The sequence below is a fragment of the Pseudomonas sp. AC169 genome (assembly GCF_979258515.1).
In genome coordinates, this window is record NZ_OZ409866.1 from 3,320,911 (window position 1) to 3,345,960 (window position 25,050).

At 59.0% G+C, this 25,050-nt stretch carries 16 protein-coding genes; 4 read left to right on the forward strand and 12 right to left on the reverse strand.

From position 1 onward, the window contains the following. The first annotated feature begins 332 nt into the window (after positions 1-332). Positions 333-7,385, forward strand: a complete 7,053-nt coding sequence (locus ACZZ0G_RS14960; protein WP_463556639.1) for a TcdA/TcdB pore-forming domain-containing protein — start codon at positions 333-335, stop codon at positions 7,383-7,385. An 85-nt stretch (positions 7,386-7,470) separates the two neighbouring features. Here the strand turns inward: ACZZ0G_RS14960 and ACZZ0G_RS14965 are convergent, their stop codons facing one another. After that, a complete protein-coding gene (locus ACZZ0G_RS14965) occupies positions 7,471-8,067 on the reverse strand; it encodes a MarC family protein (RefSeq protein ID WP_064117315.1) in 597 nt (198 codons plus the stop codon). A gap of 244 nt (positions 8,068-8,311) precedes the next feature. Between ACZZ0G_RS14965 and ACZZ0G_RS14970 the strand changes: the two genes are divergently transcribed. Genes ACZZ0G_RS14970 through ACZZ0G_RS14980 form a run of 3 tightly spaced genes read left to right on the forward strand, consistent with a single transcriptional unit; the run spans position 8,312 to position 10,522 of the window. Then, a complete protein-coding gene (locus tag ACZZ0G_RS14970; protein WP_463556640.1) occupies positions 8,312-9,100 on the forward strand; it encodes a hypothetical protein in 789 nt (262 codons plus the stop codon). 55 nt (positions 9,101-9,155) lie between these two features. After that, positions 9,156-9,884 carry a hypothetical protein gene (locus tag ACZZ0G_RS14975; RefSeq protein WP_463556641.1) on the forward strand — a complete coding sequence of 243 codons (729 nt, stop codon included), beginning with the start codon at positions 9,156-9,158 and terminating at the stop codon, positions 9,882-9,884. Next, a complete protein-coding gene (locus ACZZ0G_RS14980) occupies positions 9,881-10,522 on the forward strand; it encodes a hypothetical protein (protein WP_463556642.1) in 642 nt (213 codons plus the stop codon). Before ACZZ0G_RS14975 ends, ACZZ0G_RS14980 begins: the two co-directional genes overlap by 4 nt. A gap of 21 nt (positions 10,523-10,543) precedes the next feature. On the opposite strand, the gene ACZZ0G_RS14985 is transcribed toward ACZZ0G_RS14980, so the two are convergent. The 11 genes from ACZZ0G_RS14985 to ACZZ0G_RS15035 form a co-directional block, all read right to left on the reverse strand. Further along, positions 10,544-13,318 carry a hybrid sensor histidine kinase/response regulator gene (locus ACZZ0G_RS14985; protein WP_463556643.1) on the reverse strand — a complete coding sequence of 925 codons (2,775 nt, stop codon included), beginning with the start codon at positions 13,316-13,318 and terminating at the stop codon, positions 10,544-10,546. A 99-nt stretch (positions 13,319-13,417) separates the two neighbouring features. Next, on the reverse strand, positions 13,418-14,713 hold the full coding sequence (purD, locus tag ACZZ0G_RS14990; RefSeq protein ID WP_463556644.1) for a phosphoribosylamine--glycine ligase: 1,296 nt from the start codon (positions 14,711-14,713) through the stop codon (positions 13,418-13,420). A gap of 172 nt (positions 14,714-14,885) precedes the next feature. Next, positions 14,886-16,493 carry a bifunctional phosphoribosylaminoimidazolecarboxamide formyltransferase/IMP cyclohydrolase gene (gene purH, locus ACZZ0G_RS14995; RefSeq protein WP_463556645.1) on the reverse strand — a complete coding sequence of 536 codons (1,608 nt, stop codon included), beginning with the start codon at positions 16,491-16,493 and terminating at the stop codon, positions 14,886-14,888. A gap of 83 nt (positions 16,494-16,576) precedes the next feature. After that, positions 16,577-16,897 (reverse strand): DNA-binding transcriptional regulator Fis, encoded by a 321-nt coding sequence (gene fis, locus ACZZ0G_RS15000; RefSeq protein WP_003221275.1) that lies wholly within the window; start codon positions 16,895-16,897, stop codon positions 16,577-16,579. Beyond that, positions 16,894-17,904 (reverse strand): tRNA dihydrouridine synthase DusB, encoded by a 1,011-nt coding sequence (gene dusB / locus ACZZ0G_RS15005; protein WP_463556646.1) that lies wholly within the window; start codon positions 17,902-17,904, stop codon positions 16,894-16,896. Before dusB ends, fis begins: the two co-directional genes overlap by 4 nt. A gap of 185 nt (positions 17,905-18,089) precedes the next feature. Further along, a complete protein-coding gene (locus ACZZ0G_RS15010; RefSeq protein WP_463397828.1) occupies positions 18,090-19,358 on the reverse strand; it encodes a DUF3426 domain-containing protein in 1,269 nt (422 codons plus the stop codon). A gap of 30 nt (positions 19,359-19,388) precedes the next feature. Continuing rightward, positions 19,389-20,267 carry a 50S ribosomal protein L11 methyltransferase gene (gene prmA / locus ACZZ0G_RS15015; RefSeq protein ID WP_463556647.1) on the reverse strand — a complete coding sequence of 293 codons (879 nt, stop codon included), beginning with the start codon at positions 20,265-20,267 and terminating at the stop codon, positions 19,389-19,391. A 242-nt stretch (positions 20,268-20,509) separates the two neighbouring features. After that, positions 20,510-21,868, reverse strand: a complete 1,359-nt coding sequence (accC, locus tag ACZZ0G_RS15020; RefSeq protein ID WP_064388761.1) for an acetyl-CoA carboxylase biotin carboxylase subunit — start codon at positions 21,866-21,868, stop codon at positions 20,510-20,512. Positions 21,869-21,885: 17 nt separating this feature from the next. After that, positions 21,886-22,344 carry an acetyl-CoA carboxylase biotin carboxyl carrier protein gene (accB, locus tag ACZZ0G_RS15025; protein WP_463556648.1) on the reverse strand — a complete coding sequence of 153 codons (459 nt, stop codon included), beginning with the start codon at positions 22,342-22,344 and terminating at the stop codon, positions 21,886-21,888. A gap of 48 nt (positions 22,345-22,392) precedes the next feature. Next, a complete protein-coding gene (aroQ, locus tag ACZZ0G_RS15030) occupies positions 22,393-22,845 on the reverse strand; it encodes a type II 3-dehydroquinate dehydratase (RefSeq protein ID WP_007914604.1) in 453 nt (150 codons plus the stop codon). Between the two features lie 241 nt (positions 22,846-23,086). Next, complete coding sequence (locus ACZZ0G_RS15035) at positions 23,087-25,033, reverse strand: methyl-accepting chemotaxis protein (protein WP_463556649.1); 1,947 nt, start codon at positions 25,031-25,033, stop codon at positions 23,087-23,089. Positions 25,034-25,050 lie beyond the last annotated feature (17 nt).

Genomic DNA, 25,050 nt, shown 5'->3' on the forward strand with positions numbered 1-25,050 from the left:
CGATAAAGTTCAAAACCGTGCGGTGGATCCGTTGGGAGCGCCGCTTCGTGTGTTTGTCGAATAACTTGTTACGCGTCTGTTTGTTGCCGAATCATGCATGCAATCAACTTGTCTGTAGTTTGATGTTTCCCGGGAAATTATTTGAGTTTTGTGCTTTTTGAAGTTGCCTCGCGGGCAGACTAACTTCGTCCTGGATTCTCTCAATGAATAAAGGATGAAGTCCGATGGGTGTAATGGAGCAATATATTGATGAGTTTGAATTTATCTCGGCGGACGAATACTCAGCTTTAAAGCGAACCTTCAAGGCGTTTTCCGATTCTGCCGAATATGCAATGTTGGTGACGCTTTACGAGCAGGCTGGCCAGGCCACGAGCCTTGCTGAAAAGCTTCAGGTTGTAACACTGTTTCTGCAAAACTTTGAACGCTTGGCAAATCGCCATTCGGCGCCTGTGTCGGCATTGATCGATACCGTCGAAGGCAAATTGCGCGATTACGCCGCCCGTGTGGCGGGCACTGTAAACATGCTCAGTGACGTGTCCGGTCCGGTGCCGCGAATCATGCACTTTGTCTGGGTGGGTGGCAGTGAAGTCGGCGGTATTCAGCGCGATTACATGAATATCTGGCGTCAGGTTCTGGCTGCCGAGAATTATCAGTTCAATCTCTGGTACGACAGCGATGCGTTGCTGGCTTTCGAGATGAACCGGACTATATCCGACAGCGCCAGAATTGATGCGATGGAGTCGGGCGGGGGGGCAGTGACCAACCCCGGCGAACTTTCAAAAATGATCGAAGATCGTGCGCGTGTATTGAAACGCGAGATGTTCGAATATCTGCAACAACCGCAATGGCAAGGAAAGGCTGATCAGGCCCGAATCGAGCTGATGGTACGCGCCTACGGCAAGGACCGCGCGACCCTGGAAGTTTTTCGTCAACACTGTCTGCAAACCCATCAGCAAATGGCCGGCAGCGACTTGCAGTTGCGTGATGTTCGGCGGGAGTTCGCCGGGCACTTTTTACAGGATGTCTATCAACGCGAAGTGGCAATGCGCGGCAACTTTGCGGCAGCAAGTGACGTTGTGCGCTTACAGGCCGAATATGCCGAAGGCGGGCGTTACAGTGACATGGATTACTTGCCGCCGCTGGCTGACAGACTGGGTGGAGTCGACATCAGCGGGTTCAGTGACGAGCAACGGCTGGGGGTGTTGCAGCTGTTGCTCAATCATGATGAAACGTTGATGCCCGGTCGCGACCGCCGGCGCTACGCCGATCACTCGAATACTTTGCCTGCCGCACAGCGGCAGGCACTGCTGGAGTTTGCCCGCAGCAAGCCTGGCGTCGAGCATATATTTGTCGCCCCGCGTGAAGTCCACAGCCCTCGGAACGGCCTGCGTATGGGCGCGCAATTGGGCAGGGAGATGAACGCTTATCTGCTGGCACAGCCGCAAAGCGAGATGACACTCGCAGTCATGCAATTAATCCGCTTCAACTATGACTGCCTCCAGGCCGTTGAACAGTCGGCCATCGCGTCGGCGGTGGACTGGTCGGAGACTGAACGATTGCTCGATGTCATAGAAAACGTCATGAACGAGAAAGTCGAGCAGGGACAGCTGACGCGCACGCTGCGGGATTTTATCGGTAAATTGAGCGAGGCCATTTTAAGTTACTACCGTGATGGTATTCGCGTCGGAGCACGCGGCACCATTGCACTTACCGGTCCCGGTGCGGCCGTTACCGGGTTGAAAAATCATGTCGAGACTCACCTTCTGCCGCACAGCGAGGTTGCGGTTCAGGAGCGCTTGCGCCTGGCCGAGGGTTACAACGTGCAGACCGAGGAGGAGGCGATTTCCGGTTGGACCGTCAATGACGACGCCGAGCAATGGCTGGCCAAAGAGCAGGAAAAGTGGAAAGCCGGCAAACTCAAATCACGCTACACCGGCCAGATGACGGATCTGCTTCAGCCGCAACAGACGCTGACGTTCAAACAAGGCTGGCCAGTAATAGGCGGTAAAGCAGTGCTGCTGACGTCGGTCCTACAACAATTGCTGGATGATCTGGGCGAGCCCTTTGTGCGAGCCATGAGGGACAAGCTGAGCGGTGACCTCACCTTCACCAAAGCTTTTTCCATCGGCTTCGATAATCGTCAGTTGATCCTTGCGCAACCTGTGCGCGAACTGCCCGTTTCCCATGGCGCCGAATCCTCAAGCAACCTCAACGAACTGCTCAGCCGCATCGCCCATGAATCTCTGCCGCTTGAACAACTCAGCCCGTTGGTGCGCGTCATGCTCGGCGGGATTTTCGGCGCGACAAGTCTGGACGACGCCAGTTTTGCCAGCGTCTGGCAAACCGTGCGCGACCTCGCTGTCGACACTGACGGTGACGGTACTTTCGCTCGTTACGATGCGGTTGAAAAAGCCCTGCGCCAGCGGCAGTCGCCCGAATTCGAAGCCGGGCTGGCGCGTGGCCAGGCGCATGCTCTTCTGACGGCGCGCGAACTCAAGGTTCAGGCACTGTTTGAACCACTGACCTTGCGCCAATGGGGCGAACGTATCGGGCAAATCAATCGCACGGCGCAAGGCGAATACCGCTCGCGGATTCTCCAGCGCAGTGCGCAGGTGCGCGAGATGTTCTTCGCGGCCGGCGCGACCTCGGCCCGGCAACTGTCGCAGGATTTACTGATGCATACGCCCAGTGATCCGGGGCGTCGGTGTTATCCGCTGGCGTTGCTGATGGGCGCAGCGGTGGCTGCCGGCGAGTCGGCCGAACGGACACTGGTGGGGCATGTCGCGACGGCCAATATCAACCACCAGGAACTCAGTTCACAGGCTCTGCTGACTGCGTTGAATGAACTGCGTACCTTGCCCACCAGTGCTGTTGGTGAGTCCCGCGGCTTGCAGAGTCTGGGTTCGGTCATACAGGCACTGGAGGCGAAAAATGCATCCACGGTTCTATTGCTCGATACCGGCGATCACGCCCTGCTGGTGGCCAAAGTGCAGGCAGGAGACCAGTTCGTCTACCGATTCTATGACCCGAACTTCGCCATTTATGCGTTCGCCGAAGGAGCGCATCTGCAATCTGGCGTTGAGCGTTATCTAAGCGCCGGCGACAGTGCGCTGGCCAGGCTCTACGGTTTGGGTGACATGGCCGGTGCGCGATTCAACGTGATCGAGTTGAACACCGAGTCGATCGCGGCCCGCAAGCTATCGACGGGTTTACGCCTGGACAGTTTTTTGCGCATTCCTTCGAGTGATTCACGCCATGGTCCGGTCTGGGCAATGCAGGCCGTGGCGCGTCAGCGTTCGCTCAACGAAAACGCGCGAATGGGCGCCAGCCTGGCGCAAGTGGACGCGCGCTACTGGGCGCAGGCGTTTGATCAGGCCATGCAGCAGTTGCGCCGGGAACATTCGCTTGGGGGCGAATATTTGCCGTTGCTGGAAACGCTCAAACCTCAGGCGGACGGCGACTTTTCGCTGAAGCTGGTCGACGCGCAGAATCCGCATCAGGTGCGAACAGTGAGCACGGCAGACCCGCGCTTCACCCAGCTCAAGCAGCATCTGCAACAGCGCGTGAAGGCAGGCAAACCGAGTGGTCCGACCGAGGCTGATGGCGGTAGCCGCTTGAGTTTCGCCTTTGCGATCCAGACGCTGATCAGCGAAATGCGCCATCGTGAAGAACAGGCCGGTAACCCGTTGCCAGCCTTGTCGATTGCGCTGCAGGTTCAGGTTTACGTCAGCTATGCGCAGTTGGGTTTTGGTGTGCTCAGCGATACCGCGCAGATGATCAATCTGGTGCGGCAAGTGGTGGCCAGTGAACAGGCGTTGGTCTTGCGCCAGTCGTCGTTGTCCGGGCGTGTGCTCGGTCGAGCGGCAACTGGCGTTGGTTTTGCGTTTTCGCTGGTCAATATCGGCTTTGATATTCACAACCTGGCACTGGCGCAAAATCACGAGCAACGCTCGCGGTACTCCACGTCTCTGGCGTTCAACACGGTGGCGTTGGCACTGGATGTAGTTGCACTGGCGGCAGGCGGAACGGTGGGGGGAGCGGCGGCTTTTCTGTCTGTGCCGTTGCTCGGTATCGGTATCGGAGCCACTGCCATCGCCAGCAATCTTGGGCAGATTGCCGACAAGGCAACAGCGGTCGGCAATCATTTGCGAGCCATCCACAACGCTTACAAACCTGGCGCGTTCACGGTCGCAGACGGGGTGTTGCAGTTCCCGCCAGAAGCGGTGATCACCCATCTGGATCTGCTGGAAAGGCGGGTTGGTTTTGACAGCCAGCGCTTTTATCCGTGGGGCGGCGGCGCACTCGAATTGCCGCAATACAACGATGATCCGCAACAGATACAGCATTCCCTCAATATCCGGCAGGCCTTTGGTCTCCCCGAGAGCACCGCGCTGAATATCCAGGGGGCTGCCGCTTTCCATAGTGTGGTGTTGCCCTGCACACCGCTTTGCTATTACGGCTACGAATATCAACTGGGAGGCGCGGGCTATGTGTACGAGCCGTTGCCCGGGGAGCAGGTCGAGCCTCGCAAAGACAGTGAAATGCCTGAACCCCACTGGTACTCGCATTTCAATGCGTTCACGGCACTGGGCGATACGCTGGCGACCCGTCTGGATACGCGCATCCACACACGCTATCCGCAATTGCGCAACAGTATTGCGGACAAGCTGGAATACGACGAGCAGGGTAACCGGCGTTTTTATCTGCACAGCACGCCGTCGTTAAAACACATCCTCTACAAACTGCATCCGGTCTACAAACCTACAACGATCAGCGTGCAACTGGATGAGCATGTGCGCCAATTAGTGGTTCCCACCTTGCCGCTGGAGTGTCAGCAAAAGCTGTCCTACGAAATCTCCGCCATATCAGGCCGCTGTCAGCTGCGTCTGACGCCGGGATTGCGAGCGGTGACGTTCAAGGGCGCAGGCCAATGGCTGGTGCATGCACCCTGGGTCGACGTCGAGCAGGTCAGCTTCCACGACGGACCAACGATGGATGACGGCGTCAAGCGGACGTATCTGGCGGGGCGTCACCTAACGGTCGACGGTATCGCGTTGTCGGTATTTGAGGGGCTGATCGAACTGGCCGGGGGACAGTTGTTTCAACTGGATTGGCAAAGCAATGCGCTGCGTCTGGTTGCCATCACCCTCGGCGATGATAAAAACAATCCGCGTGATGTCCTTGCCCATCTGCGCCAGCGAGGCAATGAGGGGCGCCTGGGCACCGGGTACGTCACGCTTCAGCGGTTCATGGTTCCGTTCAGTCCGGCCAGCAACGCGGTGCGTACGACGGCCTTTTACGATGTCGCGCAACGACGCTTGTTGTACGCGCGCAATCTGCCGCGCGAAGTCAACGACGGCCTGATGCTGGGCGCCGCCAACGCTGCCCATGCATGGTTTTATCATCCCGACCATGCCACGGTCTGGCGCGTCGAGGTGATCACCGGCCTGGTCGTGCATCGTTATCGGTTACTGAGTCTGGAACCCGGTACGAAAATCAGCGCTTTCGAGCAACTGGCGGACGGCACCCTGCGGGTTTCGCAGCAGTTGGTTGAGCGAATATCCCTGAGCGTGCGCACGACACTGCAATTCCATCTGGCCGATCGCGAGGTGACGCTGACGGACATCAACCTGTGGTCGCCCGGTCTGGAAAACTCTTTCCTCAAGCCCGAGGAGGGGACGAGAATCGCGTTTTTCCGCCATCGCCAGAAAGAGCGTCGTCCCTACGCCGACGAGACGCCTGGCATGGCTTCGCCCATCAGCACCTGGGGCTACGCGCCGTACATTCACGCCCGTGCCTGGGCCTTCGAGCGGCTGCTTGAGCGGGCATGGATTGCCGCGCATCACGACAGGTACTTCCGAGCTGATGTCGACAGCGACGCGGACCGGGTGATGTTGATGCCGCGATCCGCTGATCCCGCCACTGCGCTGCTGTTTTACAGCAGGCAGAATCAAATGCTCAGCCATGGCATCGAGCTGCGTGACAACGGGCCATGGCACAAGGCGCTGGCGAAAAATGTGATTGACGTGACGCGTGTTGGCGAAAGCTTCCTGGCCACTCAGGACGATGGGCGGCTGTTCGAAATCGATCTCGGTGCCAAGGATGACAACTGGCTGTCCGAACTGGATAGAAATGTTCTGAAGTTTGTCGGCCTCGGCCAGCGCTGGCTGCAACAAAACCCTGATTGGCTGGCGGCGTTACCGGCCCTTGCCAAGGAATACCGCAGCGCCGCGTTTGCGATCATCGGCCTGCGTGCGCAAGTGGGTCAGACGTATCTGCCGGTTTGGTGTATCGACGAAAAGCTTGTGCTGATGGACGCAATGGGCAATCACGAGCTTGTGTTGCTGGGGCTGACGCCCGACCGGCAGGCGGTTTGGCTGTTTGATGTTACTTCCGGGCAACTGTGGCGACAGACGCTGGTCCCCCTCGAACAGGTGCGCATGGCGTTCGGCAGCGGCAGCGTATTACGGCATCGCCAGGCGTTGCCACAGGCCGAGCGTGTATGGTCATCGTGGGCGTTTTCTGAAGTGCTGCCGCACGGCGACGGGCTGCTCGGACGTACCCGCGAAGGTGTAACGCTGCAATTGCAGGATCAGCAGCCGGCACGAATTGTCAGCATGGAAAACCGCTGGTCAGACGTCCGTGGCCAGACACCTGCGCAATTGCAGAAGCGTTTGAAGCAGCGGCTGGAGGGGCAGGCCCATGCCGCATTTATCCCCGTCGAAAACACCGGCAATCGATACCAATATTATGTTCCGACGCTTGATCGACTATTCGAGGTGTCCGCACGGGACGACGGAAAATGGGCGACGTTTCTCGGTACGCGTGGCGGGGCCGATCCGCTGCTGTTCGATCCGGTTGATCAATTGATCTTCAGCGCCGGCACGGCCGATGGCGTTGGGTTGCCGGACAGTTACGCGCACCGTGACGAGGAGGTCATGGTGCTGGAAGTGAGTGACGACTTCACCGCGGTGCAGCCATTGCTTGCAGACAGTGTCGAAAAGTTGATTCTGACCTTCGGTTCGCGCACGGAAGGTTATCGTATATCGGCCGAAACCTGGCAGCGTCTTGATTGCATCGTTATTGATGTACGGCGACCATCCGGGGAGCAGAAGATGGAACCTGGCTCGTTGCTGCTGGATATGCCTGAGTGCGGGCATTGGCTGATGTCGCGAGTCGATAAGCACTTGGTGCTCGCTGATCCGGACAATGGTCACAGTCTGATCGTTCGCGGGGTCGAGGAGCAGGGAACATGTGAACTGGCGGTCAGAATCGCTGGCCGTCAATACCTGTGCGCACTCGAGCAATGGTTGAAAGCCTTTGCGAGCGTGCAGGGCAATGACGTTATTGCCAGCCTGGCGGTGGTGGCTGAACGTTTGCCCTGACCGGTAAATTCGTCTGAAAAGCAAAACGCCGCGAACGTTGTCGTTCGCGGCGTTTTAATCTTGGCCGGCGCGCCGGGGGCCTGCATCAGGGCACCAAATAGCCTTTAATCCCGGTAAAAATGATCTGCGCTGCCAGGGCACAGACAAACAATCCCATCAAACGACTGACGATCTGCAATCCCTGATCGCCCAGAATCCGCTCGATACGATTCGACAGATACAGCACCACGCCCACGGTGAAACTGGCCAGCGCGATACTCATGATCGCAGTGAGCTTGTCGTCCCAATGCGGCTGACTGACACCCATCACCAGCAAAGCACCGATGGTGCCCGGACCCACCGTCAGCGGAATAGTGAGCGGCACGATGGTGACGTCCTGTTGCACATTGTCTGCCTGCACCGCCGGTTTGCCCTGCGCCATACCCAGTGCCGAAATGAACAGCACACTGCCGGCACCAATGCGGAAAGCATCCACGGTGATGCCGAACACATCGAAAATCACCCGCCCGAACAAATACAGCAAGACGCTGGAGACCAGCGTCGCCAAGGCCACTTTCCACGCCAGACGTCGTTGTTCCTTGCGTGAGTAACCACGGGTCAGGCTGATAAAGCAGGACAACACGAAGAACGGGCTGTAGAGCACGAGCATTTTCAGATAAACGCTGAACAGCACATGGAGCATGGTTTCGGCTCGCATCCAGAGTAGGTGGGACGGAGTCTATCAGTTGCTCTAATGTCTGTGTGCGTTGAGATGCAGTGTTTGGTTTTTCGAAGTGATGTAATAGCCAAGTTGTTTTGTTAGTGTTGTTTTTGCTGTTGTGGATATGGTGTTACATGTTTAAGTTTGTCAGTGTTGTGTGGCTTGAGTATTGTTCTTTTAGCAAGTTCATGAGGAGCTTGTTTTAATCGTTATCAAGGATTCAATAATGAACAATTCAGTTGTTAGTCAGCGTTATATCGATGCCTGTATTAAAAATATTCAAGAGTATGATCTTGGCGATGAGTTGGTTATTCGTCCTCGTGGCCTGGTACTGCCGGGTGATGAGATCGAAGCGCCGACCAAAGGCTCTGTGGTCGGTGAGGGCATTATTTCTTTCAGTGGCGGTCTTTCCGGTGTCAATCGAGCAGATGCGCAGAATGCATTCCTCTACGCTTCGCTGGTGGCAAACAAAAGTTATCCACTGGAGCATCAGGGTAAAGAATGGTACATGCTCTTTCGTGAGGTCATGACCAATTCGGGCTGGACGCCGATCAGCAAGTTCTACAGCGATCTCAACGTCAGCGGCACCAGTGTGCGCATGGACAAACTGGTACTGGAGATACTCGGTTCGGTTATTGCCGGCGCCGCCGTGCCGGGGCCTGCCACTGCGCTGATGTTGAAAGTGGCTGGTGATGCGATTGCAGCCCTGCAAAAACGCGATACCGCACTGACCGTGTATGAACGCAACGTGCTGCAAAATGGTGTTGGCGGTGTAACGGCGGGTGCATGTACCGAAATCAATGGTGCGACAGTATTTGCCATTGGTGCAGTACGCTTTACCCGCAGGAATACATCTACCAAAGTTCTTTTCGTCGATGTCGATGTTCGTAACGTCGATCTGTATCGCGGCGAAACTGTATTTGAGAAAAATGAGACGCTGGCTGCCGCTACTCGCGAGTTTATTGCGCAGAAGTTGGTTAACCACATTACCAAGAAAATCGATTACGACATCTGATCGATGTCGGGGAGGGCAGTCGTGTATCGACTGCCCCTTTTTTGGAGGGGTTGATGTGGAGTCTGATTGTTCAGTTCTGATTGTCGGTGCGGCAATCCTGTTAGTGCCTGGCTCAGCAAAGCCTGGTGACTATGATGATGTAATCAATAGCGTGTTATTTGCGCAGTTGGTGGCAAATAAACAGGTGGCGAAAGACTCGAGCGTTGATTGGTATGACGCTTACTCACAAGTTCTCGATAACTTCTGGTCAAGGTTTTTAAAAACGCGCGAAGACAATCATTTGGAGCCAGAGAGTGCGGCGTCGGTAGCGACATTGATTGTTGCCGCGATGGCCAAAATGGATGACGACCTGGGACGCCTGACTGCCGAGGCCATGTCTCGACTGGTTAAAGCTCCCGATTCGCATCCAGCGATCAAGCTGTTGCGCCAGCATATGCATAAAGCAGGCGATGCATCCGTAGAGCGATCGAGCGACGCGGCGGAAGGTGCGCAGATGCTCGTCATCATCGCGCGAACGCCGGATTCGTTCAGCAGCGTGTATATCCACTTTCACACCCGTCAGACGCTGGATCGCCATTCACTGGTGCCACTCGATCGGGAGGCGGATCTGCAGGGTGTCATGACTCTGCGTTGTGCCCGCGCGAACCTCTCGCAAGTCCTGTATGGCCTTGCACGTGATGGCGTCGCTCTGAAGATCAAAGACCGGGTTGCGGCGAATGTCGCCCTGTTAACGGTGGGTGATGAACCGGGTGCTGTTGATCCTTCCCGGGAGATGCAGCCATGAAAGATCTGTTTGCACCTCCGGCGGCCGTGGTGGGCGGCAGTGTTGTTTCTTTCGCCTCAGGCTTGCCGGCGTCACACCGAGAAGACATTTACATGAGTAGCGCTTTTGCGCAGAGGGCTACCCGCTTAGCCCTCGCAGACGGATTATCGGAGGATTGGTTCGACTATTACTGCAAGCAATTGAAGTATCTCGGCTGGGATGTGCCAAAGCCGCAAACGTTCTCGCCCGTGGGCCTGGCACCCATGGGCAAAAAAGCTGTGCAGCGCATTTCGGCATCCCTTGGAGACGAATTTTCCTTGCCCATGAGCCGTGCCTTGGCAGAACTGGAGCGTAACTTACGGGCGCTCGAATTATTCGAAACTGCCAGCCTCAGCGCCAATGTCGGTTACTTTCAGATGATTCCCTGTGTGATGAACGGCGCACACAAGGTCGACATGGGGATCTATCACCGACAGTTCGAAATCCGGCGAAATGTTTCGCGGTTCCTGTTTACCGAACATGACTCGCTTGAGTATCAAAGCATCGAGCAGATGACGCGCATCACGTTCAACACGCTGCATTACGCTGATTTTCGAGAAAGGGTGAAACACTCCGTGCTGTCGCAGTCCTTGAAATACCTGGCGGACCTGGACATCTGAGCAGGTCGCGGCGAAACCCGCTTAGAAGGTCGACGCCGTGCGATTCTGCTGATCACGCTGGGCAACCCAGTGCTCGATCAGCTCGCGCAATTGCGACAGCTCGACCGGCTTGGACATGTGCCCATCCATCCCGGCCTGACGCGCACGCTCCTTGTGTTCGGCGAGAATATGCGCCGTCAACGCCACGATTGGCGTGCGGATGCGTTGGTTGCTGACTTCCCATGCACGCAATTGCTGGGTCGCCGAGAAGCCATCGAGGATCGGCATTTCGCAGTCCATCAACACCAGGTCGTAACGCTGGGCTTTCATCGCTTGCAGGGCTTCTTCGCCGTTGGCAGCGGTGTCTGGTTGCAGGTTGAGCTTGCCGAGCATGCCGCGAATCACTTTGGTCGAAATCGTGTTGTCTTCGGCGACGAGGATGCGGAAATCGCTCGGCACTTTGGCGGCGGTGGCCGGGGTGACCACTTGCGGCTGGAACACCACCTGGCCTTTGTTGCGCTGATTGAGCTCGTCGGCGAGGGTGGTCTTGAGGGTGTAGCCGGCCACCGGTTTGGCGAGGATCCGCTTGATGCCCGAGTTGCGCGCGATGATCTTGCTCGGCGCGTTGCTGATGCCGGTGAGCATGATCAGCAGGATGTCGTGGTTCAGGCTCGGGTCTTCCTTGATCTTGGCCGCGAGCTGCATGCCGGTCATGCCTGGCATGTTCTGATCGAGCAGCACCACATCAAAATAATCACGCAGGTGCGCCTTGGTGCGCAGCAGGGCCAACGCTTCCTTGCCGGAAGGCACGGCGCTGACATTCAGCCCCCACGCGCTGCATTGCTGGACCAGCACTTTGCGACAGGTATCGTTGTCGTCGACCACCAGTACCCGTGCGCCTTGCAGAGGACTGTCGAGATCAGAGGTCGGGTGTTCGAGGCGATCCGGATCCAGCGGCAAGGTCAGCCACAAGGTGCTGCCCTGACTGGCACCGCTCTTGATGCCGAATTCGCCCTGCATCAAACGAATCAATTGCCGCGCAATGACCAGTCCGAGATTGCCGCCCAAGCGATTCGCCGAGAGGAAGTGTTTGCTGTGCAGCTCGGCGTGCATCAGCGCATCGCGTTCTTCCTGCTCCATTGGCGCGCCACTGTCCTGCACGGCGATGCGCAGGCGCGGTTTGCTGCTGCGTTCGTCGAGCGCGACGACGATCAGCACCTCGCCTTCATCGGTTTTCTTCAGGGCGTTTTCCAGCAGGCTCAGCAAGGTCTGGCGCAGGCGTGTCGGGTCACCGCTGATCACCCGTGGCACTTGCGGCTGGATGAAGCTGATCAGTTCGACGTTCTGCTGTTCGGCCTTGGCGCGATAGATGCTCAGGCAATCATCGATCAAGGCGTTGAGGTCGAACTGCACGTCGTCCAGTTCGATCTGCCCGGACTCGAGCTTGGAGATATCGAGGATCTCGTTGATCAGCGTGAGCAGTTCGTTGCCGGCGCTGTGGATGGTCTGCACGTAGTCGCGTTGCTTGACCGACAGCGGCGTGCCCAACAGCAGTTCAGTCATGCCCAGTACACCATTCATCGGCGTGCGGATTTCGTGGCTGATCTTGGCGAGGAACTCGGCTTTGGCATTGATCTCGGCATTGCTCGCGGCGAGGTCGCGGCTGACGCTGAAACGGCTTTCGGTGATGCTGCGCTGTCGCTCGCCGAGGGCGATGCTCATCAACAGTCCGCTGATGCAGATGAACCCCATCAGGGTCATGATCAAGCCTTGCGGGGACACCAGCGTCAGCCCCAGCAAGGCCGGAAGAATGATCAAGGTGCCGATGTTGAACACCACCATCGCGGCGACGAACAAACGCGCCGGCCGATAACCCTTCTGCCAGTGATAGAACGCGACAAACAACATGCTCAGACCGGCCAAGGCTACCAGTGCATACGTGATGATGTTCAGCGGCAGAGTGTTGACGAACAGCAGCAACAGGCTGCAGGTCACGATAAACAGGATGTCGCCCAGCAACAGCTTGTTCAGCGGGTGCGGGCCGAGCGGGGCGAAGAAGCGATAGGCGAACATCAATCCGGCGGGAGCCGTCAGCAGCAACGCCAGATAGGCGCCCGGCGTTTGCACCGCATGCCAGTTCGGCAACCAGGGGCCGGCGAGGTTTAGCAACAACAGCAGGCTCAGGCCCAACAGGCCTTCGCAGACCGCCAGCCATAAGCTGCTGCGCGAGCGGGAATAGACGTAGCGCACCAGGTTGTGCAACAGCAGCATGCCGAGGCAGCCGAACAGTAAACCGAAGACCAGCGTCTGATTGTGGTTGGCCGCGCTCATCACCGCCGATTGCAGGGTGACGTGCGGGCGCAGCTGATGGTCGGACACCAGACGCAGATAGACCTCGAGAGGTTTGTCGCTCTGCGGCAACGGCAGCATGAAATCGCTGCTCGGCAACGGCCGTTCGGCCTGTGGCTGGTCGGTGCCAGTGTTGCGTTGCTCGATCAGCTTGTCGCCGTCGAGTACGTAGAGATTGAGCTGTGACAGGTCGGGGGCAAAGATGCGCAGCACTTGTTCGTGCTTGCCCGGCGCCAGTTTGAAGCGCAGCCACAGGGCGCCGTCGGGCTCGGACGCCGTGAGGCGGTCGAGGTCGATGGGGCTGAATTGATTGGTGTAGCGAGTTGAGCGGATATCGCTCAATTGCAGATTGCCCTGATCGTCAAGCAATACCGACCAGCCACTGCCTTGCGCGGCCTGGGCCGGGAGCATGCAGAGCAAGGTCAGCAACGTGACGGTGAAGCTTATGGCAATCCTGAGCCAGCGCACGGCGAAATCCCTTCGTAGGTTGATGCCAGAATATAACGATGCGCGGCGGCGGAACAGCCCGGCGAGGAACGGTATCCCTCGCCGGACTTGAGGTACAGCTTATTCCTGGATTTCGCCACGTTCACGGGCAATGGCGCGGTAGCCAATGTCCTTGCGGTAGAAGCAGCCTTCCCAGGTGATCGCCGCTGCCAGCTTGTAGGCTTGCTGCTGCGCTTCACCGACGCTGGCGCCCATTGCGGTGGCGCAGAGCACGCGACCGCCGGCGGTGACAACGTTGCCATCTTTCAGCGCAGTACCGGCGTGGAAGACTTTGCCTTCCAGTTTCGCGGCTGCGTCCAGACCGTTGATCGCCGCGCCCTTGGCGTAATCGCCCGGGTAACCGCCAGCCGCCAGCACGATGCCCACGCTCGGGCGTGGATCCCACTGTGCTTCAACCTTGTCCAGCGCTTGCGCCAGAGCGGCTTCGACCAGCAGCACGAGGCTCGATTGCAGACGCAGCATCACCGGTTGGGTTTCCGGATCGCCGAAGCGGCAGTTGAACTCGATGACTTTCGGGTTACCGGCCTTGTCGATCATCAGACCGGCGTAGAGGAAACCGGTGTAGACGTTGCCTTCTTCAGCCATGCCGCGCACGGTCGGCCAGATCACCAGGTCCATCACGCGCTGGTGCACGTCGGCGGTGACCACCGGAGCAGGGGAGTAAGCACCCATGCCGCCGGTGTTCGGGCCGCTGTCGCCGTCGCCAACACGTTTGTGATCCTGGCTGGTGGCCATCGGCAAAACGTTTTTGCCGTCGACCATGACGATGAACGAAGCTTCTTCGCCGTCGAGGAACTCTTCGATCACCACGCGCGAACCGGCATCACCGAAAGCGTTGCCGGCGAGCATGTCGCGCACGGCGTCTTCGGCTTCGGCAAGGGTCATCGCGACGATCACGCCTTTACCGGCCGCCAGGCCGTCGGCCTTGATCACGATTGGAGCGCCTTTTTCACGCAGGTAAGCCAGGGCCGGCTCGATCTCGGTGAAGTTCTGGTAGTCGGCGGTCGGGATCTTGTGACGCGCGAGGAAGTCCTTGGTGAAGGCTTTCGAACCTTCCAGTTGCGCAGCGCCGGCGGTCGGACCGAAGCAGTCCAGACCACGGGAGCGGAACAGGTCAACGACGCCAGCCACCAGCGGCACTTCCGGGCCGACGATGGTCAGGGAAACGTTTTTCTCGGCGAAGTCGGCCAGTTGCTCAAGGGCCAGCACGTCGATGGCGACGTTCTCGCACTTGGCTTCGATGGCGGTGCCAGCGTTGCCCGGTGCGACGAAAACCTTCTGCACGCGCGGATCCTGAGCCACTTTCCAGGCCAGGGCGTGTTCACGGCCACCGCTGCCAATGATCAAAACGTTCAAAGAGAGACTCCTTCGGAGAAAGCTGCAAGCTATAAGCTGCAAGCAAGAGCGAATGTGTGGCTCTTAACTACAGCTTATGGCTCTGAATTAATAAGGCTGCATCTGCAAGAAAGAGCGACACATGCCTGCTCTTTCTTGCAGCTTGCAGCTTGAGACTTGTAGCTGCCGTATTTCAGTGACGGAAGTGGCGCATGCCGGTGAATACCATGGCGATGCCGGCTTCGTCGGCTGCAGCAATCACTTCAGCATCACGCATCGAGCCGCCCGGCTGGATCACTGCAGTGATACCGACCTTGGCCGCGTTGTCGAGACCGTCGCGGAACGGGAAGAACGCGTCCGATGCCATCACCGAACCGGCGACTTGCAGACCGGCGTGCTCAGCCTTGATCGCAGCGATACGCGCCGAGTTTACGCGGCTCATCTGGCCCGCGCCGACACCGATGGTCTGACGGTTCTTGGCGTAGACGATGGCGTTGGATTTAACGTACTTGGCGACTTTCCAGGCGAAGATCAGGTCGTGGATTTCCTGTTCGGTCGGGGCGCGTTTGGTCACGACTTTCAGGTCATCGGCGCTGATCATGCCAATGTCACGGCTCTGTACCAGCAGGCCGCCGTTGACGCGTTTGTAATCCCACGCGGCAGCGCGGTCAGCCGACCACTCGCCGCAGGCCAGCAGGCGCACATTGGCTTTCGCCGCAACGATGGCGCGGGCTTCTTCGCTGACGCTCGGGGCGATGATCACTTCAACGAACTGACGCTCGACGATCGCTTTGGCGGTCTCGGCATCCAGTTCACGGTTGAAGGCGATGATGCCGCCGAATGCCGATTCAGTGTCGGTGGCGTAGGCCAGTTCGTAAGCCTGACGGATGCCGCCTTCAGCGTCCGGGCTGACCGCCACGCCGCACGGGTTGGCGTGCTTGACGATCACGCAGGCTGGCTTGACGAAGCTCTTCACGCATTCCAGCGCGGCGTCGGTGTCGGCCACGTTGTTGTACGACAGCTCTTTGCCTTGCAGTTGGGTCGCGGTGGCGATGCCGACTTCGGCAGGCTTGGCTTCCACGTAGAACGCCGCACTCTGGTGCGGGTTCTCGCCGTAGCGCATTTCCTGGGCCTTGATGAACTGGCTGTTGAAGGTGCGCGGGAATTCGCTGCGGCTTTCAGTGCTCAGGGTTTCAGCGGCCTGATTCACGGTGCCCATGTAGTTGGCGATCATGCCGTCGTAGGCGGCAGTGTGTTCGAACGCCTTGAGCATCAGGTCGAAGCGCTGAGCGTAGGTCAGACCGCCGGCCTTGAGGCCTTCCAGCACGCTGGCGTAATCGCTGGCATTCACCACGATCGCGACGTCTTTGTGGTTTTTCGCTGCCGAACGGACCATGGTCGGGCCGCCGATGTCGATGTTCTCGATCGCGGTCGGCAGGTCGCAACCTGGCTTGTTGATGGTGGCTTCGAACGGGTAGAGGTTGACTGCAACCAGATCGATCGGCTTGATGCCGTGCTCGCTCATGATCGCGTCGTCGATACCGCGACGACCGAGGATGCCACCGTGGATTTTCGGGTGCAGGGTTTTCACCCGACCGTCCATCATTTCGGCGAAACCGGTGTAATCCGCGACTTCCACTGCGGCAACACCGTTGTCGCGCAGCAGCTTGAACGTCCCGCCGGTGGAGAGGATCTCGACGCCCAGAGCTTCGAGCTCCTTGGCGAATTCGAGGATCCCGGTCTTGTCGGAAACGCTGATCAAGGCGCGGCGGATCGGCAGGCGGGTAGTCTGGTCGGTCATCTCAATTTCCATCAAAAGCAAAGGAAGTCAGCAAAAAAGGCGACCGTTTTTTACGCGGGCGCCTTTCTGGTTTGATTGAATGCTTACAGCAGATCGTACTGCTTGAGTTTCTTGCGCAGCGTGCCGCGGTTGAGTCCCAGCAGCTCACTGGCCTTGGTCTGGTTGCCCTTGACGTAGTTCATCACGCTTTCGAGCAGGGGAGCCTCGACTTCGGAGAGCACCAGGTTGTACACATCCGTGACGGACGCGCCCTCAAGGTGGGCGAAATAATTGTGCAGCGCCTTCTCGACACTCCCGCGAAGGGTCTGACCTTCTTCGCTCGGGGTATTGAGGTGCTGTTTCAAATTCACGTTGTCGCTCACGGGTGCTGTTCCACTCACTAAAGTCTCGGTCATCATCGTCATGCGGCCACCCCTTCTTCGTCCCCTGTCAGGCTCTTGTAATGTTCGGCGAAGAACTCCCGAACATTGGCGCATTGTGTTTCCGTACCATCCAAACGATTGAAGTGGGCGCGAAACTCCCTGGCGCCCGGCAAGGTTGCGAGATACCAGCCCACATGCTTGCGCGCAATGCGCACGCCCATCACATCCCCATAGAAAGCGTGAAGTGCGGCCAGATGCTCTAGCAGTATGTGTTCCACCTCGATCAGCTCCGGTGCCGGCAATTTCTCGCCGGTACGCAGGAAGTGTTCGATCTCGCGAAAAATCCATGGCCGCCCTTGGGCGGCGCGGCCTACCAACAGGCCATCGGCTCCGGTCGCGTCGAGCACGTAACGGGCCTTTTCTGGCGAATCGATATCGCCGTTGGCAAACACCGGAATCGACACGGCCTGCTTGATCGCGGCAATCGTGTCGTACTCGGCTTCACCCTTGTACAGATCGGCGCGAGTGCGGCCATGCACTGCCAGCGCCGTAATGCCGGCCTGCTCGGCGATCTTCGCCACAGTCAGGCCGTTCCTGTTGTCGCGATCCCAGCCGGTGCGGATCTTCAAGGTGACCGGCACATCAACCGCAGCCACTACAGCCTGCAGGATCTCGGTCACCAGTGCTTCGTCCTTCAACAACGCGGAACCGGCGGCCTTGTTGCAGACCTTCTTTGCCGGGCAACCCATGTTGATATCAATAATCTGTGCGCCCAGTTCGACGTTGGCCCGGGCCGCATCCGCCAGCATTTGCGCGTCGCCACCGGCAATCTGCACCGAGCGGGGCTCGGGATCGCCTTCGTGGATCATGCGCATGCGCGACTTGCGGGTGTTCCACAGGCTCATGTCACTGGTGACCATTTCCGAGACAACAAGCCCTGCGCCCAAACGCTTGCACAGCTGACGAAAGGGCTGGTCGGTGACCCCCGCCATCGGGGCGAGAATCAAGCCGTTCTGCAATGTGTATGGGCCGATGCGTACCGCCGACATAGGACTTCCCTGAGGTGGGGCCGGATCATGAGAGTTCGAAAAAGGGTTGGCATGATACCCGCTCTCGATGACTGGATAAAGGCTGAATTGAACAAAATCTGAACAGTTATTCTGTTATCGCCAGCGGTTTGGTTGCTCGCTGCGAAGTCAGAAAACCGCCGTCAATTCAGAAACGGTAAAGCGCGTCACTCGGGCGAGTGGAAACTCAGGCTGTAATTCACCGCTTTGGGGCCCGGATCGAGAATATCCAGCGCGATGTGGATCGGCGTCTGCGGCGGCATTTCCGCCAGACCTTCGAGATCGCCTTTGAGGTATTCGCCGGGTTTGAAGCGACGACTGGCGATCAGGTGACCATTAAGGTCGGCGAAGCGCAGTTCCAGTAATGGAAAGGGCTGGGAGAACGTCGCGCGGTTATAAATGATCGCGTCGACCACCAGCGCACCGTTGAATTCCGGGTGGCTGCGCACCACCAGATTGCTGCTCTTGATCCGGGCGATGTCGACCTTGGACGGCACCGTGCAGCCGATCTGCGGGCAGATTTGCTGGAACCACGGGCGATACTGGTCCTGTCGCGCCAGCTCCTCGAAATGATAAGAGATGTACTGGGCGGCCAGTCCGCCTGCCGCCAGCAGAACCAACAGCAGCCAGAGCATGCGTCGGCCCCATGGCGAGCGGCGTTTCTGCCAGTCCAGTTGCAGCGGGTCGTCAGTCAGGTCTTGCAGGACTTCAGCGCGTACACCGGGTTCTGCGCGCTCACGCTTTTTGCGCAGCGGCTCGATCGATGGCAAATCATCGTCATCGACTTTGTCGCTGGTCGACAAGCGTTCGCGACGGGCATTCGGGTCGATCGGGTCGTGCAGGCGCAGATGAGGGATCGCCGGCTCATCATCCAGATCCACCGGTTCCAGTGACAGCGAAGGCTCGGTGCGCTCGGGTTTGACCGGTTCAATGTCGTCGATCTGCGGCTCATCTTCCGGCTCAGGCAGCCGCTCATCGGCGGGTTCGCTGAACAGGCTGTCAGGCCACGCGGCATCGTCCGGTTCTTGACTGTCGCGACGGGCACTCAGAGAGTCTTCGCGCGGGCGGCCGAGTTCGGTGGCGGGCTGGATTTCCCGTTGTTCGAGGCGGGCGAGTTCTTCGTCCAGATCGAGGCTGTCGAGATCAAGCTCCGAAGCGCTCCACTGCTTTTGGCTGATGGCGCGCGGCTCGGGTTGTTCGACGATGGGCGGCGGCGCGATAGCCGGCGGGACTTCGTCGGGCAGCGCGACAATCGACGGCGCAACCGGCGTCACCGCGTCCTTGCCGGCGTGTTGTTCCAGCAGCTGTTTGGCCGCGTTGAACACTTGCAGGCAGGAGCCGCAGCGAACCACCCCGCGGGCCACGCTCAATTGAGCATGGCTGACACGGAAACTGGTTTGGCAATGCGGGCACTGGGTGACGAAGCTGTCGGTCATGCGGCGATCCGGATTATGCAGGCGGTCATATTAGCGCCGACGGCCGGTGATGCGCACCCAGCCATCGCGATTGGCGATCGGGTCGAGATCGAAGTCCTGCGCATAAGCAGCGGCGACTTCATCACCTTGCTCGGCAAGAATGCCCGACAGTGCCAGACGGCCACCGGATTTCACCAGGCTGGACAGTTGCGGCGCCAGCGAAACCAGCGGGCCGGCGAGGATGTTGGCGACCAGCACATCGGCTTGAACCTGTGGCAGATCTTCCGGCAGGTACAGCGGGAACAGTTCGTCGGCGATATTGTTGCGCCCGGCGTTGTCGCGCGAGGCTTCCAGCGCCTGCACGTCGATGTCGGTGCCGACCGCTTCCTTGGCGCCGAGCAGCAGGGCGGCAATCGCCAGAATCCCCGAGCCGCAGCCGAAATCCAGCACGTTGCAGTCTTTCAGTTCCTGACCGTCGAGCCATTCCAGGCACAGTGCGGTGGTCGGGTGAGTGCCGGTGCCGAACGCCAGGCCCGGATCCAGCAGCAGGTTGACTGCATCAGGTTCCGGCGCGGCGTGCCAGCTCGGCACAATCCACAGGCGCTGGCCGAAACGCATCGGCTGGAAACCGTCCATCCAGCTGCGTTCCCAATCCTGATCTTCGATGACTTCGCTGTGATGCTCGGGCAGCGGGCTGCCGGTCAGCAGTTCCAGATGGGCCAGCACCGGTGCCGGTTCGGTGCCGCCTTCGAACAACGCAAGCAGGTGGGTGTGCGCCCACAGCGGGGTGGTGTTGAGTTCCGGCTCGAAGATCGGCTGATCTTCGGCGTCCATGAAGGTCACCGACACGGCGCCCACTTCAAGGAAAGCGTCTTCGTAGGTTTCGGCTTGTTCCGGGCTGATGGCGAGACGTACTTGCAGCCAAGGCATGGCGGGCACCTTTGAAAAAAATATGATTGCAGCCTAGCGGCCAGCGAGAAGCGCGCAAGTTTACGCGAGCGCGCGGCAGAACACGAACATGGTTGAAGATCAAAAGATCGCAGCCTTCGGCAGCTCCTACACTGAAATGCGATCCCCTGTAGGAGCTGCCGAAGGCTGCGATCTTTTGATTTTCTTTACTGCACAAACAACAAAGCCGCCCGAAGGCGGCGTTGTTGGGTGCGGGCTGAAGCTTAGTGCTTCTCGCCAGCCAGCTTGTGCTCGAGGTAGTGAATGTTCACACCGCCCTTGCAGAAGCCTTCGTCACGGACCAGATCACGGTGCAGCGGGATGTTGGTCTTGATCCCGTCAACCACGATTTCGTCCAGGGCATTGCGCATGCGTGCCATGGCTTCGTCGCGAGTGGCGCCGTAAGTGATCAGCTTGCCGATCAGCGAGTCGTAGTTCGGCGGAACGGCATAGCCACTGTACAGGTGCGAATCGACGCGAACGCCGTTGCCGCCCGGGGCGTGGAAATGCTTGACCGTACCCGGGCTCGGCATGAAGGTTTTCGGGTCTTCAGCGTTGATCCGGCATTCCAGCGAGTGACCGCGGATCACCACGTCATCCTGCGTGAACGACAGCTTGTTGCCAGCGGCGATGCTGAGCATCTCCTTGACGATGTCGATACCGGTGACCATTTCCGAAACCGGGTGCTCCACCTGAACACGGGTGTTCATTTCGATGAAGTAGAAACGACCGTTCTCGTACAGGAACTCGAAAGTGCCGGCGCCGCGGTAACCGATGTCGATGCACGCCTTGACGCAACGAGCCAGGACTTCCTGACGCGCTTTCTCGTCGATGCCCGGTGCCGGCGCTTCTTCGAGAACCTTCTGGTGACGACGTTGCAGCGAGCAATCGCGGTCGCCCAGATGGATGGCGTGGCCCTGGCCGTCGGACAGAACCTGCACTTCGACGTGACGCGGGTTGGTCAGGAATTTTTCCAGGTACACCATCGGGTTGCCGAACGCCGCGCCTGCTTCGGTGCGGGTCAGTTTGGCGAAGGCGATCAGGTCTTCTTCCTTGTGCACCACGCGCATGCCGCGACCACCACCGCCGCCAGCGGCTTTGATGATCACCGGGTAGCCGACTTCACGACCGATGCGCAGCGCCGTTTCTTCGTCTTCCGGCAGTGGGCCGTCAGAACCTGGAACGGTTGGTACGCCCGCTTCGATCATCGCGTGCTTGGCCGAGACCTTGTCGCCCATCAGGCGAATGGTGTCGGCTTTCGGGCCGATGAAGGCGAAGCCGGAGTTCTCGACCTGCTCGGCAAAATCGGCGTTTTCCGCGAGGAAACCGTAGCCTGGGTGAATGGCGGTAGCGCCAGTCACTTCAGCGGCCGCGATGATGGCCGGGATGTGCAGGTAGGACTGAGCGGCAGACGCCGGGCCGATGCAGACGGATTCGTCTGCCAGACCCAGGTGCATCAGCTCTTTGTCGGCCTTGGAGTAAACGGCGACGGTCTTGATGCCCATCTCTTTGCAGGCACGCAGAATCCGCAGGGCGATCTCACCGCGGTTCGCGATCAGAACTTTTTCCAACTTCGCAGTCATCAAAGGCTCTCCGCAGTTCAAACGATGGTGAACAGCGGTTGGTCGTACTCAACCGGCTGGCCGTCTTCGACGAGGATGGACTCGATCACACCGCTGGTTTCAGCTTCGATGTGGTTCATCATCTTCATGGCTTCGACGATGCACAGAGTGTCGCCTTTCTTCACGGTCTGGCCGACTTCAACGAAGGCTGGCGAGGCTGGCGAAGATTTACGGTAGAAGGTGCCGACCATCGGCGAACGGGCAACGGTGCCGTTCAGCGCTGGCGCAGCAGCGGCAACCGGAGCGGCAGCTACTGGAGCAGCTGCAACAGGTGCGGCAGCCGGTGCTTGCATCGGAGCTGGCGCGTAGTACTGCTGAGCCGGGGTCTTGCTGTGACGGCTGATGCGTACGGACTCTTCGCCTTCCTTGATCTCGAGCTCGTCGATGCCGGACTCTTCCAGCAATTCGATCAGTTTCTTAACTTTACGGATATCCATGAATCATCAACTCCCAAGGGTCGGTCAGGGGCGCTTAACGCTTGTAGTTCAAGTCGTTGCCTGTGTTTCAAGCTGTTCTAGTGCAGCCTCCAGGGCCAGTCGGTAACCGCTGGCGCCAAGGCCGCAGATCACTCCCACCGCTACGTCGGAGAAGTAAGAGTGATGGCGGAAAGGTTCGCGTTTGTGCACGTTGGACAAATGCACTTCGATGAATGGGATGCTCACTCCCAGCAACGCGTCACGTAATGCGACGCTTGTGTGCGTAAAAGCTGCTGGATTGATCAGAATGAAGTCGACGCCTTCGCCGCGTGCGGCGTGGATGCGGTCGATCAATTCGTATTCGGCATTGCTTTGCAGATACAGCAGATGATGGCCGGCTTCACGGGCGCGGCGCTCCAGATCCTGATTGATCTGCGCCAGGGTCGTTGAACCGTAAGTGCCGGGTTCGCGGGTGCCGAGCAGGTTCAGATTGGGGCCGTGCAGCACCAGTAGGGTCGCCATCTGCGTAGTCCTTGTTATCAATGAGCATTCGTCAGAACCCGGCGACTATGCCGCAAAGACTTTGTGACTGTCCAGTTCTATGCAATAGGCAGCACGATGGCCGATGTTTGCGCGAAATATGTGACCAAGTGATTTGATCCGGTCACTTGTCGTGACTGGACTGACGCCTTCGCGAGCAAGCTCGCTCCCACAGGGGGATGCATTCCAATGTGGGAGCGATCTTGCTCGCGAAGGCGATTTGTCAGACGCGGAAGGCTTGAACGGCTGTATGCAGTTGCCCGCCAAGAACCAGCAAGTTCTCGCCCTGTTCGCGCCCACGGCCGATACGCACCAGATTATCCCCACCCAACTGATGAATCCGCTCACTGTGATCGCGAATCTCGCTGACGGCGCCACTTTGCTGCGCCGTCACGTCGGCAATGCGGATCGCCGTGTCGGAAATGGTCTGGATCGCGCCGACAATTTTATCCAGCGCACCATCCGCCGCTTGCGCCTGATTGGCCGTGGCTTCGGCATGTTCAACCTGTGCACGCATGCCTTCCACGGATTGTCGGGCGGCGGTTTGCAGGCCGGCAATCAAGGTTTGAATCTCCGCCGTCGCGCCCGCCGTGCGCTGGGCCAGCGAGCGCACTTCTTCGGCCACCACAGCAAAACCGCGACCCATTTCCCCGGCGCGGGCCGCTTCAATCGCCGCATTGAGGGCCAGCAGGTTGGTTTGATCGGCAATCGAGCGAATCACCGTCAATACGCCGCCGATGGTCGCCGACTCTTCAGCCAGATGCTCGATCATCTGCGCGTTGCCCTGAACCTCACCAACCAGCGCGTGCAGGCCGGTCAGGCTTTGGCCGATCACGGTCTGGCCATGCTCGACAGCCAGTCCGGCGTGACGGCTGGCGTCTGCGGCCTGCTGCGCATCGCCAGCGACTTGCTGAATGGTCGCTTCAAGTTCGCCGAGGGAATCGCGAATCAGCGCGGTGTCGCCAGCCTGATGTTCGGCGCCGCTATGCAGGTCGTTGCTCAGTTCGGCGAGGGTGCGGCTGCTGCCCGCGACTTGCTCGGCATTGCCTCGAATGGTGCCGACCAGGTCGACCAGATAGGCACGCAGACGGTTTAGCGAGGCTTCGATGTCGTGCAACTCACGGTTGGTCTTGCCCAGATGAATGTCGCGGCTGAAATCACCTTCGGCCCAAGTCGACAGCGCTGGTGCGAGGCTGGTCAGCGTGCGCGCCAGGCGCCGCTGCAAGGTGTCGATCAGTAATGCGATCAGCAGAATCAGGCCGATCATCACGCCTTGCATCAGGCGCACTTCGCCCTGGATCTGCCCGTGCTGGGCACGTACCACCGGCTCAAGTCCGGCGATGGCCTGCTGCACGGCGGCGATTTTCTGGTGAGTGGAAGTGCTGAGGTCGGCGCGTTTCTGGATCTGGTCGCGAGTGCGTGCCAGCTCCGCCGGGTATCGTCCGAGCAGGCTGTTGAGTTCGCGTTTGAAGCTGACACCGGCATCTTCGGCGACGGTTTTTTCGGTGCTCTCGATACCCATCATCGCGGCGAAGTCATCACTGCCGGACTCACCGCTGGCAACCACGCCAAGCAGGGGCAGGGCATCGATCAACTGCGCCTGTGCACGGATATTGGTGACCTCGCGCTCGACGTCGGCGGCCAGTTCACTGCGCCCGCTGCTGACCAGTTTGTCCCGCGCCAGCGACAGTTTGCCCAAGTGCTGAGAGGCAACCAGCAGTGGCGTCATATAGGCCGCGTTGCCGTTGGCATAAGTGCTGAGTTGCTCAAGGCTGGCGCTCAGTTCGCGCTCGGCCTGCAACAGCAAGGCTTGCGGATCACCGGCCAGTTTGCCGGCCGCGAGCAGGTCGGTTTTGCTGAATTCATCCAGGCTCGTCAGGCTCGGGCGCAGCGTTTCAGCCAGCGCAGGAGGCAATTCATCAAGTTCTTTGCGCAGGTTGTCGATGGCTTGGCCGGCGCTGCTCAGGCGCAAGGCGTCGCCGCTGGCGAGGTAGTCTTCGACGTTGCGCGCGACCTCGTTCTGAAATTGCTGCGACAACCCCAGATAGCGCTCCATCAACAGATACGGGCGTTCGAGGGCTTTTTGCGACCACCACAGCGTGGCGCCGAGTGCGAGGCACACGGCGACCAGCAGCAGCGTATTGAGATTGGTGAGCAACTTCAGGCGCATGACGGCTACCAACGGCA